The organism is Blautia sp. AF19-10LB (genome assembly GCF_003461245.1).
Taxonomy (GTDB): Bacteria; Bacillota; Clostridia; order Lachnospirales; family Lachnospiraceae; genus Blautia_A; species Blautia_A intestinihominis.
Genome location: NZ_QTWS01000027.1, coordinates 1 through 14,706, shown reverse-complemented (window position 1 = coordinate 14,706; position 14,706 = coordinate 1). Strand labels below are relative to the sequence as shown.

At 46.9% G+C, this 14,706-nt stretch carries 20 protein-coding genes; 3 read left to right on the top strand and 17 right to left on the bottom strand.

Translation table 11 applies throughout. The features are described from left to right. Positions 1 to 24 precede the first annotated feature (24 nt). From DWX28_RS14065 to DWX28_RS13995, 15 genes are all read right to left on the bottom strand, one after another. Positions 25 to 555 carry a EutP/PduV family microcompartment system protein gene (locus DWX28_RS14065; RefSeq protein WP_118253181.1) on the bottom strand — a complete coding sequence of 177 codons (531 nt, stop codon included), beginning with the start codon at positions 553 to 555 and terminating at the stop codon, positions 25 to 27. 18 nt (positions 556 to 573) lie between these two features. After that, positions 574 to 1,005, bottom strand: coding sequence for a BMC domain-containing protein (locus DWX28_RS14060; RefSeq protein ID WP_022214460.1), 432 nt, complete (start codon positions 1,003 to 1,005; stop codon positions 574 to 576). Positions 1,006 to 1,015: 10 nt separating this feature from the next. Beyond that, complete coding sequence (locus DWX28_RS14055) at positions 1,016 to 1,381, bottom strand: BMC domain-containing protein (RefSeq protein WP_022214461.1); 366 nt, start codon at positions 1,379 to 1,381, stop codon at positions 1,016 to 1,018. Positions 1,382 to 1,629: 248 nt separating this feature from the next. Then, positions 1,630 to 2,421, bottom strand: coding sequence for an urease accessory protein UreD (locus DWX28_RS14050; RefSeq protein WP_022214462.1), 792 nt, complete (start codon positions 2,419 to 2,421; stop codon positions 1,630 to 1,632). A gap of 3 nt (positions 2,422 to 2,424) precedes the next feature. Then, complete coding sequence (gene ureG, locus DWX28_RS14045; protein ID WP_022214463.1) at positions 2,425 to 3,033, bottom strand: urease accessory protein UreG; 609 nt, start codon at positions 3,031 to 3,033, stop codon at positions 2,425 to 2,427. Positions 3,034 to 3,122: 89 nt separating this feature from the next. Continuing rightward, the gene (locus tag DWX28_RS14040) at positions 3,123 to 3,818 is read right to left on the bottom strand and encodes an urease accessory protein UreF (protein WP_118253178.1); all 696 of its coding nucleotides are present in this window, start codon (positions 3,816 to 3,818) and stop codon (positions 3,123 to 3,125) included. 11 nt (positions 3,819 to 3,829) lie between these two features. Next, on the bottom strand, positions 3,830 to 4,309 hold the full coding sequence (locus DWX28_RS14035; protein WP_118253175.1) for an urease accessory protein UreE: 480 nt from the start codon (positions 4,307 to 4,309) through the stop codon (positions 3,830 to 3,832). Positions 4,310 to 4,338: 29 nt separating this feature from the next. Further along, on the bottom strand, positions 4,339 to 4,845 hold the full coding sequence (locus DWX28_RS14030; protein ID WP_022214466.1) for an AmiS/UreI family transporter: 507 nt from the start codon (positions 4,843 to 4,845) through the stop codon (positions 4,339 to 4,341). 22 nt (positions 4,846 to 4,867) lie between these two features. Further along, positions 4,868 to 6,589, bottom strand: a complete 1,722-nt coding sequence (gene ureB, locus DWX28_RS14025; protein ID WP_118253172.1) for an urease subunit beta — start codon at positions 6,587 to 6,589, stop codon at positions 4,868 to 4,870. A gap of 35 nt (positions 6,590 to 6,624) precedes the next feature. Continuing rightward, positions 6,625 to 6,993, bottom strand: coding sequence for an urease subunit beta (gene ureB, locus DWX28_RS14020; RefSeq protein WP_022214468.1), 369 nt, complete (start codon positions 6,991 to 6,993; stop codon positions 6,625 to 6,627). 12 nt (positions 6,994 to 7,005) lie between these two features. Beyond that, positions 7,006 to 7,308: an urease subunit gamma gene (ureA, locus tag DWX28_RS14015; protein WP_022214469.1), complete on the bottom strand. Its 303-nt coding sequence runs from the start codon at positions 7,306 to 7,308 to the stop codon at positions 7,006 to 7,008. 195 nt (positions 7,309 to 7,503) lie between these two features. Beyond that, positions 7,504 to 8,574: a tryptophan--tRNA ligase gene (trpS, locus tag DWX28_RS14010; RefSeq protein ID WP_022214470.1), complete on the bottom strand. Its 1,071-nt coding sequence runs from the start codon at positions 8,572 to 8,574 to the stop codon at positions 7,504 to 7,506. Beyond that, the gene (locus DWX28_RS14005) at positions 8,571 to 10,088 is read right to left on the bottom strand and encodes a citrate/2-methylcitrate synthase (protein WP_022214471.1); all 1,518 of its coding nucleotides are present in this window, start codon (positions 10,086 to 10,088) and stop codon (positions 8,571 to 8,573) included. Before DWX28_RS14005 ends, trpS begins: the two co-directional genes overlap by 4 nt. Positions 10,089 to 10,281: 193 nt before the next feature. Further along, a complete protein-coding gene (locus DWX28_RS20810; protein ID WP_118253227.1) occupies positions 10,282 to 10,539 on the bottom strand; it encodes an AlbA family DNA-binding domain-containing protein in 258 nt (85 codons plus the stop codon). 3 nt (positions 10,540 to 10,542) lie between these two features. Next, a complete protein-coding gene (locus tag DWX28_RS13995; RefSeq protein ID WP_022214472.1) occupies positions 10,543 to 10,896 on the bottom strand; it encodes an arsenate reductase family protein in 354 nt (117 codons plus the stop codon). A gap of 221 nt (positions 10,897 to 11,117) precedes the next feature. On the opposite strand from DWX28_RS13995, the gene DWX28_RS13990 reads away from it, so the two are divergent. From DWX28_RS13990 to DWX28_RS13980, 3 genes are read left to right on the top strand one after another with little or no spacing between them, the layout of a single operon-like run. Continuing rightward, on the top strand, positions 11,118 to 11,651 hold the full coding sequence (locus DWX28_RS13990) for a DUF3877 family protein (RefSeq protein WP_022214473.1): 534 nt from the start codon (positions 11,118 to 11,120) through the stop codon (positions 11,649 to 11,651). A 14-nt stretch (positions 11,652 to 11,665) separates the two neighbouring features. After that, on the top strand, positions 11,666 to 12,640 hold the full coding sequence (gene bsh, locus DWX28_RS13985) for a choloylglycine hydrolase (protein WP_118253168.1): 975 nt from the start codon (positions 11,666 to 11,668) through the stop codon (positions 12,638 to 12,640). Positions 12,641 to 12,658: 18 nt separating this feature from the next. Continuing rightward, positions 12,659 to 12,883: a hypothetical protein gene (locus tag DWX28_RS13980; protein ID WP_118253164.1), complete on the top strand. Its 225-nt coding sequence runs from the start codon at positions 12,659 to 12,661 to the stop codon at positions 12,881 to 12,883. A 20-nt stretch (positions 12,884 to 12,903) separates the two neighbouring features. Here DWX28_RS13980 and DWX28_RS13975 read toward each other — a convergent pair whose 3' ends face one another. Then, positions 12,904 to 13,887 carry an AraC family transcriptional regulator gene (locus tag DWX28_RS13975; RefSeq protein ID WP_118253224.1) on the bottom strand — a complete coding sequence of 328 codons (984 nt, stop codon included), beginning with the start codon at positions 13,885 to 13,887 and terminating at the stop codon, positions 12,904 to 12,906. Positions 13,888 to 14,079: 192 nt separating this feature from the next. Continuing rightward, positions 14,080 to 14,628 (bottom strand): substrate-binding domain-containing protein, encoded by a 549-nt coding sequence (locus DWX28_RS13970; protein WP_227222354.1) that lies wholly within the window; start codon positions 14,626 to 14,628, stop codon positions 14,080 to 14,082. Positions 14,629 to 14,706: the final 78 nt, after the last annotated feature.

Sequence of the window (14,706 nt, the reverse complement as noted above, 5' to 3'; positions counted from 1 at the left end):
TTATATATACGACTCTCGCATTTATCACCGAATGCTCTCCGGATACTCCACGCCCTCCGGAAGTGGCTGCCATTCGTTCAGGCCAAGGCTCTGCTTGAACTTCGCCTGCTCCAAGGTGAGTTTCGGAAGGTCGTCCTTGAGGTAATCCATCAGTTCTGAGATTCCTTCTCTCGTTACGTTGTTGACCTCGAAGATCCGCTCGCAGCCCATATTCTCCATCCACTGGCGGACCATTGGAAGGTTCGCATAGGGGGAGTCTACTTTCGTGATAATGCCGATCAGCGGACGAAGGAGAAAGTTCCTGCTTCCGTCGCTGAACAGGTTAAACGGCTCGTTTGCTGCCTGCACAATCGCGATCACGTCTGCCTCGAAGGAAAAACATGCCAGACCGACACTGAAATGCTTGGATTCTGCATATTCTCCCGGGGAATCGATCGTATCATCATTTGAATTTGTATACTGGGTTTTGTGATAATGGAGTTCCTCACCCTTCAGTGCCTGGGTCAGAGAAGTCTTGCCTGCTTCACTTCGCCCCATCAAAAAAACTTTCTTCATTATTTATCCTGTCCTGTTTCAGCTTTTGTGAATCTCACATACGTTAAAGTTCAGCTCATCGCGGAAAAATCTGACGACTTCCTCGATCGCAGTCAGCACCTGTGATAAACCGCCGAGTATGATCAGCGCACCGCTGAACCTGTCCATAAAACCAACCTCAACATCAGCAGCCTTGACTGCAACATCTGTCGCAACTACGATCGCCTCCCATGGTGTGATACGGATGATGCCAATGGACTCTCCTGTATGATCCTCGCCCTCATGCACACCAATATGAAGTGCCAGATTCTGATACACCGATGGATCTGAAGGTGTAAAAACATGGGCAAAATCGATGGATTTACCAGGAACCCGTACACGTGTCATACGGAGTTTCTTTCCCTTCAGATGCTCATAATCATCATTAAACAGTTTCTCGAGAAGTTCTTCTCTCGTTATTCGTTCTTCCATGTCCTACGTCCTATCTCTTGGTGATCTTGCAGACTACGTATCCCAGAGTGTCACGGAAATAATCGACAACCTCTGTCATCGCGGACATAACGTCTGAAATCTCTCCTGTAATGATCATGGTTCCTGTAAAACGGTCTGCAAATCCAAGATAGACATTGCCGCTCTTGACTGCGATATCGGATGCGATGACTGCAGATTCTGACGGAGTCATGTTCATGATCCCGATCGCGGATGAACGGTAGTCCACCTGCGGGTTCAGTCCGAGTTTCTGATATATGATCGGAGCCGGGCCGCCCATTACATGTGCAAAGGTAATCTCCTTACCTGCTACAGTCTCCTGCACGATTCTGATCTGATCTCTATGTTCATCTGCCATTAATAGCTCCTCACTTTCACTATGTATATTAGTGCCAAATACTCTCTATCTAATATTACTAATTGTACTATTTTGTATACATAATGTCAAGGCGATTTTCCTTCAAGTCAGCAAAAAACAACTATTTTGCAAAAAGGAATCCACACAAAACAACATTTTGTTTTTTCTATCGGATTTAAAATGCACAAAAAAACAACTGCTCCGGATCTGCTCCAAAACAGTTGCTTTTTTGAATATAAATATAGTTTTCAATCCATGCTCTGGATCTTTTCTGATATCTTAAGAAGGGGCTCTGAGCCTCTTCCAAGGATACGCACAGCCGCATCGCCGCTTGCGATCCTTGTCACACCGCCTTCAATCTCCGGTGTTTCATCGAGGAGTTCTCTCACTTCACTCATCCAGGATTCTGATTTCTCAATGTTAAAAAACACCAGATTCAGAAGATGTGTAAATCCTTCGTACATCCCGGTTCCGCTCATTTCAAAGAGCTTCGGGTCATACCGGGTATTGTCAAGATAAATGAGATTCCCCTCTTCTCTGACTGCCACATGGTTATGGTAAAAACGATAGGCAAACGCCTCACCGCAGGCAGCTCTTCCACAGGAAAGGATCTCCTGGAACAGAAGCCGGGAAGTTTTTTCTTTCAGCTCGATCTCCAGATGATTCTCAAAGGCAGAATCTTTGAACGGGATGGTTGGAAGCGGTGCATATTTGAGGTACGCATCCGGCTCCACGACGATCCTGGTCTCCCGCCGCGCCATGCCCTCTTTCATTTTGTGGATCTTCTCATATGCCTGTGACAAATATTCCAGGCTGGTTCCCGGATTTACATGGATGTCAAATTTCTGCACATCCCCTTCCATGATGCCAGCCGATGCAGAAAGCACCATCACCTGCATAAAATCTTCCCGAAGATAAAATGGAAGCATCACCTTGAAAGGCGCTGTAAAAAACACATCACTCAGCACGGCTTTTCCATCTCTCAGTTCTGTTTCCAGTCTTACCTCTGATGTCTTTCCAAATTTATTTTCTGTCGTCACGCTTTAACATCCTTCCAGAAGTACATTTTTCTTGATCCAGTCGATCACGGCATCTGTGCCGTCCAGTCCGCGGATATTTGTAAAAAGGAACGGTCTCTCGCCGCGCATTTTCTTTGAGTCTCTTTCCATAACAGAAAGGTCCGCACCGACATACGGAGCCAGGTCGATCTTGTTGATGACGAGAAGATCTGACTTGGTGATTCCAGGTCCGCCTTTTCGCGGGATCTTGTCGCCCTCTGCCACATCAATGACGAAGATCGTCGCATCTACGAGTTCCGGGCTGAAAGTTGCGGAAAGGTTGTCACCGCCGCTCTCGATGAACAAAAGCTGAATATCAGGGAATTTTTCCATCATCTCTTCTACTGCTTCCAGGTTCATGGAAGCGTCTTCACGGATTGCGGTGTGCGGGCAGCCGCCGGTCTCTACGCCTGTGATCCTCTCGCGTGGAAGAACAGAGTTTTTGCTCAGGAATTCTGCATCTTCCTTTGTATAGATATCATTGGTGATAACACCAATGCTGTATTCAGAAGCCATCTGTCTTGTAAGACATTCGATCAGGGCAGTCTTGCCGGAACCAACCGGTCCTGCCACGCCAATTTTTACGTATGACATTGTTCCTCATCCTCTCATTATTTTCTCATAATCATTCAAAATCCTTATCGTGTAAGCACGAACGGCTTTTTGAACTTTTCTCCCTGGTATCAGGACATGTAAATCCTCGAATACAGTCCTTCATGCTGCATACACCGAAGGTCAAATCCCGGGCCGGAAAGTCCGAGCCATTCTTCCCCGAGCTCTTTCACTTCCCTGGTCAGTTTCTGGAGAAGCGGGTAGCACCCACTCAAAAGTTTCTGCCCGGAAGACTGGCTTAACGGAATCGTTTTTACACAGTTTGTGACCATTGCAGAGGTCTGCGCATACAGAAAATGTTCCAGTGCCTCTTCTCTGGTGATCCCTGCCGCCCCGCAGAAAACACCGTATGCCACTGCATGATGCACGCTTTTTCCTTTCCGTGCCTCTCTGTATTCCTCAAAAACACGGTTCTCGCGTGGAATCTCAAGCGCCGACAGAGTTTTGATAAAACGTGAACCCAGTTTCCGGCTTGCTTCTCTTGTTTCGCGCGGGATTTTTCCGGCTTCCATGATCTCTTCCAGACGGGAGATTGCCGTCAGATCTCCACTGACCGCGTACTCCCAGCCAAGTCTCACTGCCAGAAATTCATTATACAAAAAATTATATTCGAGCCGCTTGTGGATAAATTCTTCTGCACTGTCCTCATCATGAACAATTCCCTTCTGGATATAAGTTTCCAGCCCGTAGGAGTGGGAATATCCACCAATCGGAAACAGTGCATCATTTACCTGTAGCAGAAAAAATTTCGCTGTTCCTTCTGTCATAGACGTACCTCCTAGTGGGTATGGGAATGTACGGAAGCAGAAATCCTTCTGTCAAAATCCAGTTTGGATTCTTTTACCTCTGTGGAAACACCGTGGAGTTTGTCCAGCATTACCCGCATCGGTTCGTTATATGGTGTGATGAAAGTTCCCTCTTTCGCACCCCAGAACAGTGGTGCATGACGGTTTCCGATTTCGTAGCACACCTTTGCCACCATATGTGGATGATGTTCGTCGACAGTGACTACGATCACCTCGCAGGGAGGGATGTTTACCGCATACACGGTATCACCCTCCACTGCGAGAACATCATCCTGATTCAGCCCTCTGGTCAGCACAGAGTCATCCAGGCGGATGCCGAGTTCTGTGCCTCCCTGACTTGTTTTTCTGTGAAGTTTTTTGAATGCTTCATCCCAGTGGATGTCCACGTAATCCACCTTTTTTCCAGAGAACTCTCCGTCTGTCAGTTTTCCCAAAATTTTTTCACAAATCATTGTATGTTCCTCCTCGCGGAATTACCTTTTTACCACTTTCCGATCAGCATCAGCACGCCAGGGATCCAGGCGGTCACGATGCCCTCAAATACCTGCAGGGCCGGCACAAACTTGCCGAGTTTTTTGCCCATGATGTCCTCAACGAAGGATGTTCCCCAGAGGATCGCCCAGAGATACCAGATCGCAGCCCAGCGGATGTCCGGCTGGATACCAAGAGCTGTACTTCCGGTAAAACCTTCCAGTGTTCCAAATACCACTGCGTTGATCGCTACAAATGTGGAAAACCATGCGAACGGAATGCCGCTCAGTTTAAAAATATTGTTGACTGCCACAAATAAATAAGTGAAGCAGAACAGAAGTCCTGTTCCTGCTGCGTAATAATTTCCCTGCACAAGATTTACAAAGTTGATGAACAGAGAAAGTCCTCCGGTAAAAATATTCATCACTGCGAGGGATTTTCCATCTACTTTATAAAAGTTGCAGATACCGTTGTTGATCAGGACAATTCCTACAAATAATAAACAAACACCTAACATTTATGCCCTCCTCAGAAAGTCATCAGAACAGATTGTATAACTGTGTCAGCGGAAGTTTTTTCGCCGGTTTGGATGTGATGCTGACTCCGTCGGCTTTTACTTCGTATGTTTCCGGATCTACCGTGATCTCCGGTGTTTTGTCGTTAAATACCATGTCTTTCTTTCCGATGTTTCGGCAGTTTTCTACAGGCACGACAGTTTTTTCCAGACCGTATTTCTCTTTGACATTTTCTTCCATGGCTGCCTTGGATACGAAGGTCAGGCAGGAGGCATATTTTGCTTTTCCATGTGCTGCAAACATCGGCTGGTAGAATACCGGCTGTGTGGTCGGGATGGAAGCGTTGGCGTCACCCATCTTGGATGCGATGATCATACCGCCTTTGATAACCATATCCGGTTTTGCTCCGAAGAATGCCGGGTTCCAGAGAACGAGATCAGCAAATTTTCCTGGCTCCACAGATCCTACATACTTGGAAATACCGTGTGTGATTGCCGGGTTAATGGTGTATTTGGAAACATATCGTTTTACACGGAAGTTGTCGTTTCCGTGACCTTCATCTTCTGGAAGCGGTCCTCTCTCGCCTTTCATCTTGCTTGCTGTCTGCCAGGTACGGGTGATGACCTCACCGATACGTCCCATTGCCTGGGAATCGGAGCTCATCATGCTGAACACACCCATATCGTGAAGGACATCCTCTGCTGCGATCGTTTCCGGACGGATACGGGAATCTGCAAAAGCGACATCTTCCGGGATCTTTTTGTCCAGATGGTGGCATACCATCAGCATGTCCAGATGCTCATCCAGAGTATTTACAGTGAATGGCATGGTCGGGTTTGTGGAAGAAGGAAGGATGTTCGGGGTTGCTGCTGCTTTGATGATGTCCGGTGCATGTCCGCCGCCGGCACCTTCTGTATGGTATGTATGGATGGTTCTTCCTCCGATGGCATTGATGGTATCTTCTACGCATCCGCCTTCGTTCAGGGTATCTGTATGGATGGCAACCTGTACATCATATTCATCTGCCACATTCAGACAATGGTCGATGACTGCCGGAGTTGCCCCCCAGTCCTCATGGATCTTGAGACCCATCGCACCTGCTTTGACCTGCTCGATCAGAGGTTTCTCATCGGAGCAGTTTCCTTTTCCGAGGAAACCTAAGTTCATCGGATATTCCTCTGCTGCCTTGAGCATCATTTCCATGTTCCATGGTCCTGGTGTACAGGTCGTTGCGTTTGTTCCGTCTGCCGGGCCAGTTCCGCCGCCGATCATGGTTGTCACGCCGGAGTACAGCGCACAGTCGATCTGCTGCGGGCAGATGAAGTGGATATGCGTATCAATACCGCCTGCTGTCACGATCATTCCTTCGCCTGCAAGAGCCTCGGTGGAAGCACCTACGGTCATGCCCGGTGTCACACCGTCCATCACGCTTGGGTTTCCTGCTTTACCGATTCCTTTGATCTTGCCATCCTTGATTCCGATATCGGCTTTGATGATTCCTGTGCTGTCTACGATCAGGGCGTTTGTGATAACAAGATCCAGATCACCGTCTGCGCTTGTTGTCTTAACGGACTGTCCCATACCATCACGGATCGTCTTGCCGCCGCCGAATTTAATTTCATCACCATAAGTGGTGTAGTCTTTTTCTACCTCAATGATCAGATCTGTATCTGCCAGACGTACTTTATCTCCAGTTGTCGGGCCGTACATCATTGCATATTTTTCACCGGAAATTTTTACACTCATGAATCTGTTTCCTCCTTTTTTCTGTCAGAATCTACTTACTCTTTTGGCATGAAGCCTTTGGTGCGGGCGTTATTAAGAGCTGCTTCTTTGTTGACTTCTGAAATCTGCGCGCAGGTCAGGTCGTTCAGACCGAAGACTCTCTTTGTTCCGCCGATCGCGGTAAGCTGGACTTCTTTTTCTTCACCTGGTTCAAAGCGGACAGAAGTTCCGGAAGGGATGTCCAGATGAAAACCATATGCTTTTTCTCTGTCGAATTTAAGGTAACGGTTTACCTCAAAAAAATGGAAATGTGAGCCAACCTGGATCGGACGGTCGCCGGTGTTTGCCACTTTGACTGTGACGGTAGGTTTGCCCTCGTTTAATGTAATCTCTCTGTCCAATGGAATGATTTCGCCAATTTTCATAGTTGTCCTCCTTTACTGAATCGGATTGTGTACTGTTACAAGTTTGGTTCCATCTGGAAATGTTGCCTCTACCTGTACTTCATGTACCATGTCTGCGACACCGTCCATAACGTCGTCTTTTGTCAGCATTTTGGTACCGAGCTGCATCAGTTCGACTACTTCTTTGCCGTCTCTTGCAAGTTCAAGAAGTTCTGAGCTGATATAGGCAACTGCTTCCACATAATTCAGTTTCACGCCTCGTTCCTTCCGCTCTTTTGCCAGATTTCCTGCCATATGGAGCATAAGCTTTTCCTGTTCCTTTGGATTTAAACGCATTACATTTCCTCCTTTATGGGTATTTAGAAAATAAAAAAAGCAAACGAAAAAGTCTCCTAGACTTCTTCGTCTGCTTAGTTCCTCTCGGAATATGCGGTATTATAGCATTGATTTTTGTCGATTGTCAATACTATTTTTTATTGTTGGTCATACCACTTGCAGTTGTGATTATTACATATAGCCGTTGCAGGCTGATCATTTCTGATACATATCAGACTGGTCGCTGTCAAAGTAGTTGATCCTCATGGATGCTTTAACGTCATTCAGGGTCTCGGCTGCTTTGGCTTCCGCTACCCTGCTGCCTTCTCTGAGGATATCCATAACATCCGGGATGCGCTGCTCCCATTCTTTTCTTCTTGCACGGATCGGTGAAAGTTCTGCCTGCATAACGTTGTTCAGGAATTTCTTAACCTTGACATCGCCAAGACCGCCTCTGCGGTAGTGATCCTCGAGCTCTTCGAGGTTCTGGTATTCCGGCAGGAATTCCGGGAAATACTCATCCTTGCAGAATGCTTCCAGGTAGATGAATACCGGATTGCCCTCTACACGGCCTGGGTCCTGTACACGGAGATGATTCGGGTCTGTGAACATGGACATGATCTTTTTCTTGACATCTGCTTCTTCGTCAGAGAGGTAGATGCAGTTGCCAAGGGACTTGCTCATTTTGGCCTTGCCATCGATACCTGGCAGACGTAAGCATGCCTTGTTGGACGGCAGAACGATCTTAGGATCGGTCAAAGTCTCACCGTATACGGTATTGAATTTGTGCACGATCTCCTTGCACTGCTCGATCATCGGCATCTGGTCCTCGCCAACCGGCACATGTGTTGCACGGAAAGCAGTGATATCTGCTGCCTGGCTGATCGGATAACAGAAAAATCCAACCGGGATGCTTGCTTCGAAGTTACGCATCTGGATCTCGGATTTAACGGTAGGGTTACGCTGCACACGTGCAACAGTAACAAGGTTCATATAATAAAATGTCAGTTCTGTCAGTTCCGGTACCATAGACTGGATAAAGATCGTGGACTTCGCCGGGTCGATACCGCATGCGAGGTAATCCAGTGCAACCTGGATGATGTTCTGACGTACTTTCTCCGGATGCTCGGCGTTGTCTGTCAGTGCCTGTGCATCTGCGATCATGATATAAACTTCATCGTAATCACCGGAATTCTGGAGTTTGACACGCTCCTTCAGTGATCCTACATAATGTCCTACATGAAGTCTTCCGGTAGGACGGTCACCTGTTAAAATAACCTGTTTCATTTATTCTTCTTCTCCTCAGGGCACTTCTTCGAATCCTGCGGTGCCTCTTTTTCTATAGTTTCTGCCTTTTCTTCCGGCTGTCCTGCTTCTTCCTTTTCTAATTCTCTCAGTACTTCCTCGCAGCCTTCCTCCGGCGCTCTCTCGTCAAACGGAACAAAGCTTGCATGATGTCCCACATATTTGTATGCCGGACGGATGATCTTGCTTGCGTTGAGGATCTCTTCAAGACGATGCGCGCTCCATCCCGGGATACGTGCGATCGCGAAAATCGGCGTGAACAGCTCTTTCGGGATTCCAAGCATAGTATATACGAAACCGCTGTAAAAGTCTACGTTTGCGCAGACATTTTTGAAAAGTCTTCTCTGTTCCATGACCAGTCTTCCGGCAAGGCGTTCTACGAGTTCGTAGAGGGCAAATTCCTTCATCATGCCCTTCTCCATTGCGAGGTCTTTGGCGAAGCGTTTCAAGATGACTTCACGTGGGTCAGAAAGGGTATAAACGGCGTGTCCCATACCGTAGATCAGACCGCTGTGGTCGAAGACTTCTTTGTTGAGGATCTTGCGGAGATAGCTTTCCACTTCTTTCTCATCGGTCCAGTCTTTGACGTTTGCCTTGATATCCTCGAACATGTTCTGGACTTTGAGGTTTGCACCACCATGACGAGGTCCCTTGAGGGAACCGATGGATGCTGCAACGGAAGAATAGGTGTCTGTTCCTGATGAGGTAACTACGTGTGTGGTGAATGTAGAGTTGTTACCACCGCCGTGCTCTGCATGAAGGATCAGTGCGATGTCGAGAACCTTTGCTTCCAGTTCTGTGTATTTGCCGTCCGGACGGAGCATCAGAAGGATGTTTTCTGCGAGGGAAAGGTCCTTCTGTGGGTTGCGGATGAACAGGGTCTCATCTTTACGGAAATGTCTGTAGGAATGATAGGAATATACTGCGATCAGAGGCAGTTTCGCGATCATTTCGATACTCTGACGGAGAACGTTTTCTGCGGAGTTGTCCTCTGGTTTGGAGTCGTAGGTGTACAGAGTGAGGATGCATCTCTGCATTGCGTTCATGATATCGCCGTTGGAAGCTTTCATGACAACGTCACGGACAAAACGACCGGACAGGGTCTCGAAGTTTGCCATGATGTTTTTGAAAACTTCCATGTCCTTGTCGGATGGAAGTCTGCCGAACAGAAGGAGGTAAATGGTTTCCTCAAAACCGAATTTACGTCCTTTGAGGCCGTCTACGATATCGTTTACATTATATCCCTGATAGTACAGTCTGCCGTGTGCAGGGATCTTGCGCCCGTTGATCAGGTCGTAACCTGTAACATCGGAAATTTCGGTAAGTCCTGTCAGGACACCTTTACCTGCGGAGTCACGAAGACCTCTCTTTACATCGTATTCTACATAGAGATTTGGGTTGATCCGATGGCCATTCATCAGTTCTTCCCCAAGAAGCTCCATACTGTCTTTCAGAGTGCCCATCTCGTCAAGATTTAACATTTCATGATCTGCCATTTATTCTCTCTCCTTCATCTGTGTATTTCTTGTACTGGTATGATAATAAAAATTTTCTATTATTCAATGGTCTGTTATAATACATATTCGTGCTTTACCAGACTAAATTGTAATTTATTTTACACGAATGCATGCAAAAATACAATAGATAAATGGAGAAAACTTTCGTGGAGGAAAATTTTACAGTAAAAAATCATCCGTCAGTATGTGGGCCGCTATAAAATACTTCAATCCGCGGAATATATCTGGGTGTGATCATGTTGCAATACTGAAAAATCTCCTGCTGTACAGAATCCAGCGTATTTCGTGGAAGACCTTTGGGCGGGAGTATGGGAATCCCTTCTTCGGCCTGAATCCCTATGACAAGATAACCACCATTTACATTAGGAAAGTCATTCGCAAATGCACAGATCGTGTGGATAATATCGTTGGGGTTCCAGCATTCTTTAATCCTTCACCCCCGTATCTTCTCCTCCCACTCCTTCTCGCGGAAACCGGTCAGGACGAAGTCTTCGCCAATTACGAGGGGGCGTTTGACCAGCATGCCGTCGGTAGCGAGGAGTCTGAGCTGTTCGTCTTCGGTCATCTCTGGAAGCTTATCCTTGAGGTTCATCTGCTTGTAGAGCATGCCGCTGGTGTTGAAGAACTTCTTGAGCGGCAGTCCGCTTTTTCCGTACCATTCCTTTAATTCCTCGTAAGTAGGATTCTCATCCACGATCGCGCGTTCCTCAAAAAAGATTTTATGCTCCTCCAGCCATTTGAGGGCTTTCTGACAGGTGCTGCATTTTCGGTATACCAATACTAACATAATGATGTTCCTCCTCTTTATAGAGATATTAAGCCTCTTTTGTTCTATGATACCTTACCGCCACTGTACTGTCAACGAGCAGTTTTTGTAAGGTTTTGTCGAAAAACAGCTGATGTGAAATGGTTGTTTTTTGTAACTATTTTCTTCTGCCGGTCTGGTAATCTCGGTGAGAATCTGGTACAATATGTTGCAGTGAATTAACTTGTTTAGGAGGTCCCATCATGGGTTATGATAAACTTGAAAGAAATTTAATCGACATCATCAAAGAAGAGCAGGCGAAGCTTGGATTTTTTAGGGAGGATATCCGTCTGTACTATCCGCTTTCTTCTCTGAATCACTTCTTCGATGCTGCTGACACTGCTGATGAGATGCAGGCACGTCTTGAAGTGCTTCCTGCTTCTATTACAGACAAACTCGGAGACATTGAGGTTTCCCACAAGGGCGACCGCTTCTGTTTCCATATTCCACAGCAGGGCACTGTCTATGTGCATAATAACACTGCCGGAAATGAATTTATCAAGGAGCTTGTCAATCTGGTCGGCAGACATGGCTGTACCATGGATGAAATCCTGGATCTGTTCCATACTCATTCTGATAATGTCATTACAGAAGAAATGGACAACGGGGAATTCGACCGCCTGATCCGCTTTGGAGACAAACCAGACGACACTTATTACTATTGTTTCAAAGACGAAGGATGCCACATCATCTACCACCGCTTCCTTCCAGAAGACTACGCTGATTTCGATTTCTGATAAGGAGATTTTTTATGTGTACTGCTGCCACTTACAAAACCAGAGATTTTTATTTCGGAAGGACTCTCGATTATGAGTTTTCCTACGGCGACCAGATCACGATCGCGCCGCGGAATTACCCTTTTCATTTCCGTCATGCAGGAGTGATCGATACGCACTTTGCGATCATCGGCATGGCACATGTTGCTGAGAATTACCCGCTGTATTACGATGCCATCAACGAGAAAGGGCTCGGCATGGCAGGACTGAATTTCGTCGGAAACGCCGCCTATGCAGACGTAAAGCCAGGGCTTGACAACATTGCACAGTTTGAATTCATCCCGTGGATTCTCAGCCAGTGCGCTTCCGTCGCAGAAGTCCGCACACTTCTGGCCAGAATGAACCTGGTAAACACACCGTTCAGCAAACAGTTTCCACTGGCACAGCTCCACTGGATCATCTCCGACAAGGAGGAATCCATCACCGTGGAATCCATGTCCGACGGGCTTCATATCTACGACAATCCGGTGGGTGTCCTCACCAACAATCCACCATTTCCACAGCAGATGTTCCAGTTAAACAACTACATGCATCTGTCGCCGAAACAGCCTGCCAATACTTTTGCTGACGATCTGGCACTTTCCGCCTACAGCCGCGGCATGGGGGCACTCGGACTTCCGGGCGACCTTTCTTCTGCTTCCCGCTTTGTCCGAGTCGCCTTTACCAGAATGAACGCAAGATCCGGCGATTCCGAACTGGAAAGCGTCAGCCAGTTTTTCCATATCCTTGGCTCCGTTGACCAGCAGAGAGGCTGCTGTGAAGTTGCAGACGGCAAATATGAGCTCACACTCTACACATCCTGCTGCAATGCCACCAAGGGCATCTACTACTACACCACTTACGAAAATCATCAGATCACCGCAGTTGACATGAAACGGGAAAATCTGGACAGCCGGACACTTATCTGTTATCCTGTCATTCAGGGCGAAAAGATCCATTTTCAGAATTAATTGAACAGGAGGAACCATATGAATTTCGGAGGCTTATTTCAGTTAAAAAATTCCTGGGCTGCTTTTACCAGAAATCATCCCAAATTTCCTAAATTTCTTCAGACCGCAGGTGCTGCGATCACACCAGATACCATCATCGAGATCAAAGTGACCACACCGACCGGCAAAAAGATCGAAACCAATCTCAAAGTCAGACAGTCCGACATTGAACTTGTCAAAAACCTCGCCAACAGCGCGAAATAAAAAAAGTGAAAAGATATGGTCTACAGCCGTACCTTTTCACTTTTTTTATTTGCCACGCGAAACGCCCGTGGCGTCATATTATAACGTTCTTTAAATACCCGGTGAAAATAACTTCCATTCTCGTAGCCGACCGCCGCGATCACATCACTGATTGGCAGGTCCGTCTCACACATCAGCTCTGCCGCCTTGCTCAGACGCTTGCGCTGGAGCAGTTCTTTGAAGTTAAAACCGGTGTTTTTCCTGATCATCTTACTCAGTACATGCATCGGAAGATGAAGCTGTTCGCAGAGTTCTGTCAGGGTCGCCGTCCTGTACTGCTGCTCGATATAATCCAGTGTCGTCATGGAGATCATATTTTCATACTGGTTCGGAAGCCGCATTTCCGCATACTGCACCGATTCCAGAAGATATAGAAAGATAAGCCCCATCGTCGTCTGATTGATCCGATTCTGATCGCCCTTGCCTGTCACCAGTGAGTAGATCATATTTTCCAGAAGATTCTGGATCTGCAGCACTTCTGCCACCTTGAAATGAAGGTATTCGCCGCGCTCATCATCCTGCCGGAGCACATTTACCAGAAAATCCGCCAGCACATTGTTATTCCCCGCCATCGTATAAGCCACATCAAAAAACTCCGGAAGGATCATGAAATTGATCGCGATATCTTCTTCTCCCGCCGGCAGGATCTCATGCCTTGTAAACTGGTTCAGAAAAAGCAGTTCGCCCTGGCGGAGCACCACTTCCTTGCCGCCAATGATATTGGTAAGCTGTCCCTGACAGACATAAAGCACCTCGATAAAGTTATGGCGGTGCGACGGAAAATGCACGAACCGCGTATGTGTCCTGACCGCGATCAGCTTGCCCTCGCTGAGCATCTTGGCACTGTCCACGGTAAAATCCTTACCAGAGGTGTACAGCTCCTTATCTACCTCCGCGACTCCGTCCAGGATCCGCTGTTCTTCCTCTGTAATTTTTCTTAAATGGTCCAATAAAGCCTGCTGCATATGGTATCTTCCTGCTTTCTGATCGTTACTTTTGCTGTTCCCTGCTTTTTTATATTCTAACACGTAACTTATGACGATTGCAATATCTCCCGGCTCCCGTACAACGCAGACAGGGCGAAGCCTTACGGTCCCGCCCTGTCCTTTAAGGATTTATCATATTCAGAAAAACTTTAGCTTCTCCAAACGCGCTGATTAGTACAGTTTAGCGTAGTCAGCTACGTTGTCTGGTGTAAACTGAAGTGGCTCACCAAGAACGATTTCTGTTCCTTCGTCATCAGCTGTTGTGATTGTGTATTCACCCATATCGCCAGCTGTGAATGTTTCGTCAACTGCACCAGTAATGTCACCTTTTACAAGTGCCATTGTTGCATATGCGGAAAGTTTTCCAAGACCTTCCATATCCCACAGATAGAAGTATGGGCAGGAATGTGCATCGTCATCACCTGTGTACTCAACCATTTCGGACGGAAGTCCAAGACCTGTCAGTTTGCAGGAAGATTCGTTGTCCTGAAGGTATTTAGCTGCTGCAGCGATACCAACTGTTGTAGGTGCGCAGATAACTTTCAGATCTGGGTAGTTCTGAAGAAGAGCTGCTGTCTGGTCTGTAGATTTACCAGCACCGTTTTCACCCATAAGTGCGTGAACTTCGCCAGATTTTAACTGGAACTGTACATTGTTCAGTGCCTTAACGCCCGGGAAAATCTTTGTTATGCCTTTAAGTTCAAGAACATATTCAGACACGGCTCTTTCCTCCCTTTTCTGTGACATGCTCCCACCACTTAAATCTTTGATTTTGAAGTGGGGGCTTCTTGCTCAATG

Coding starts and splice junctions, on each gene's coding strand:
- DWX28_RS14065 (WP_118253181.1), bottom strand. CDS start 555: ATGAAGAAAGTTTTTTTGATGGGGCGAAGTGAAGCAGGCAAGACTTCT.
- DWX28_RS14055 (WP_022214461.1), bottom strand. CDS start 1,381: ATGGCAGATGAACATAGAGATCAGATCAGAATCGTGCAGGAGACTGTA.
- DWX28_RS13995 (WP_022214472.1), bottom strand. CDS start 10,896: ATGTTAGTATTGGTATACCGAAAATGCAGCACCTGTCAGAAAGCCCTC.
- ureB (WP_118253172.1), bottom strand. CDS start 6,589: ATGAGTGTAAAAATTTCCGGTGAAAAATATGCAATGATGTACGGCCCG.
- bsh (WP_118253168.1), top strand. CDS start 11,666: ATGTGTACTGCTGCCACTTACAAAACCAGAGATTTTTATTTCGGAAGG.
- DWX28_RS14030 (WP_022214466.1), bottom strand. CDS start 4,845: ATGTTAGGTGTTTGTTTATTATTTGTAGGAATTGTCCTGATCAACAAC.
- DWX28_RS14005 (WP_022214471.1), bottom strand. CDS start 10,088: ATGGCAGATCATGAAATGTTAAATCTTGACGAGATGGGCACTCTGAAA.
- DWX28_RS14035 (WP_118253175.1), bottom strand. CDS start 4,309: ATGATTTGTGAAAAAATTTTGGGAAAACTGACAGACGGAGAGTTCTCT.
- ureA (WP_022214469.1), bottom strand. CDS start 7,308: ATGCGTTTAAATCCAAAGGAACAGGAAAAGCTTATGCTCCATATGGCA.
- DWX28_RS13980 (WP_118253164.1), top strand. CDS start 12,659: ATGAATTTCGGAGGCTTATTTCAGTTAAAAAATTCCTGGGCTGCTTTT.
- DWX28_RS14040 (WP_118253178.1), bottom strand. CDS start 3,818: ATGACAGAAGGAACAGCGAAATTTTTTCTGCTACAGGTAAATGATGCA.
- ureG (WP_022214463.1), bottom strand. CDS start 3,033: ATGTCATACGTAAAAATTGGCGTGGCAGGACCGGTTGGTTCCGGCAAG.
- DWX28_RS13990 (WP_022214473.1), top strand. CDS start 11,118: ATGGGTTATGATAAACTTGAAAGAAATTTAATCGACATCATCAAAGAA.
- ureB (WP_022214468.1), bottom strand. CDS start 6,993: ATGAAAATTGGCGAAATCATTCCATTGGACAGAGAGATTACATTAAAC.
- DWX28_RS13975 (WP_118253224.1), bottom strand. CDS start 13,887: ATGCAGCAGGCTTTATTGGACCATTTAAGAAAAATTACAGAGGAAGAA.
- trpS (WP_022214470.1), bottom strand. CDS start 8,574: ATGAAACAGGTTATTTTAACAGGTGACCGTCCTACCGGAAGACTTCAT.
- DWX28_RS14060 (WP_022214460.1), bottom strand. CDS start 1,005: ATGGAAGAACGAATAACGAGAGAAGAACTTCTCGAGAAACTGTTTAAT.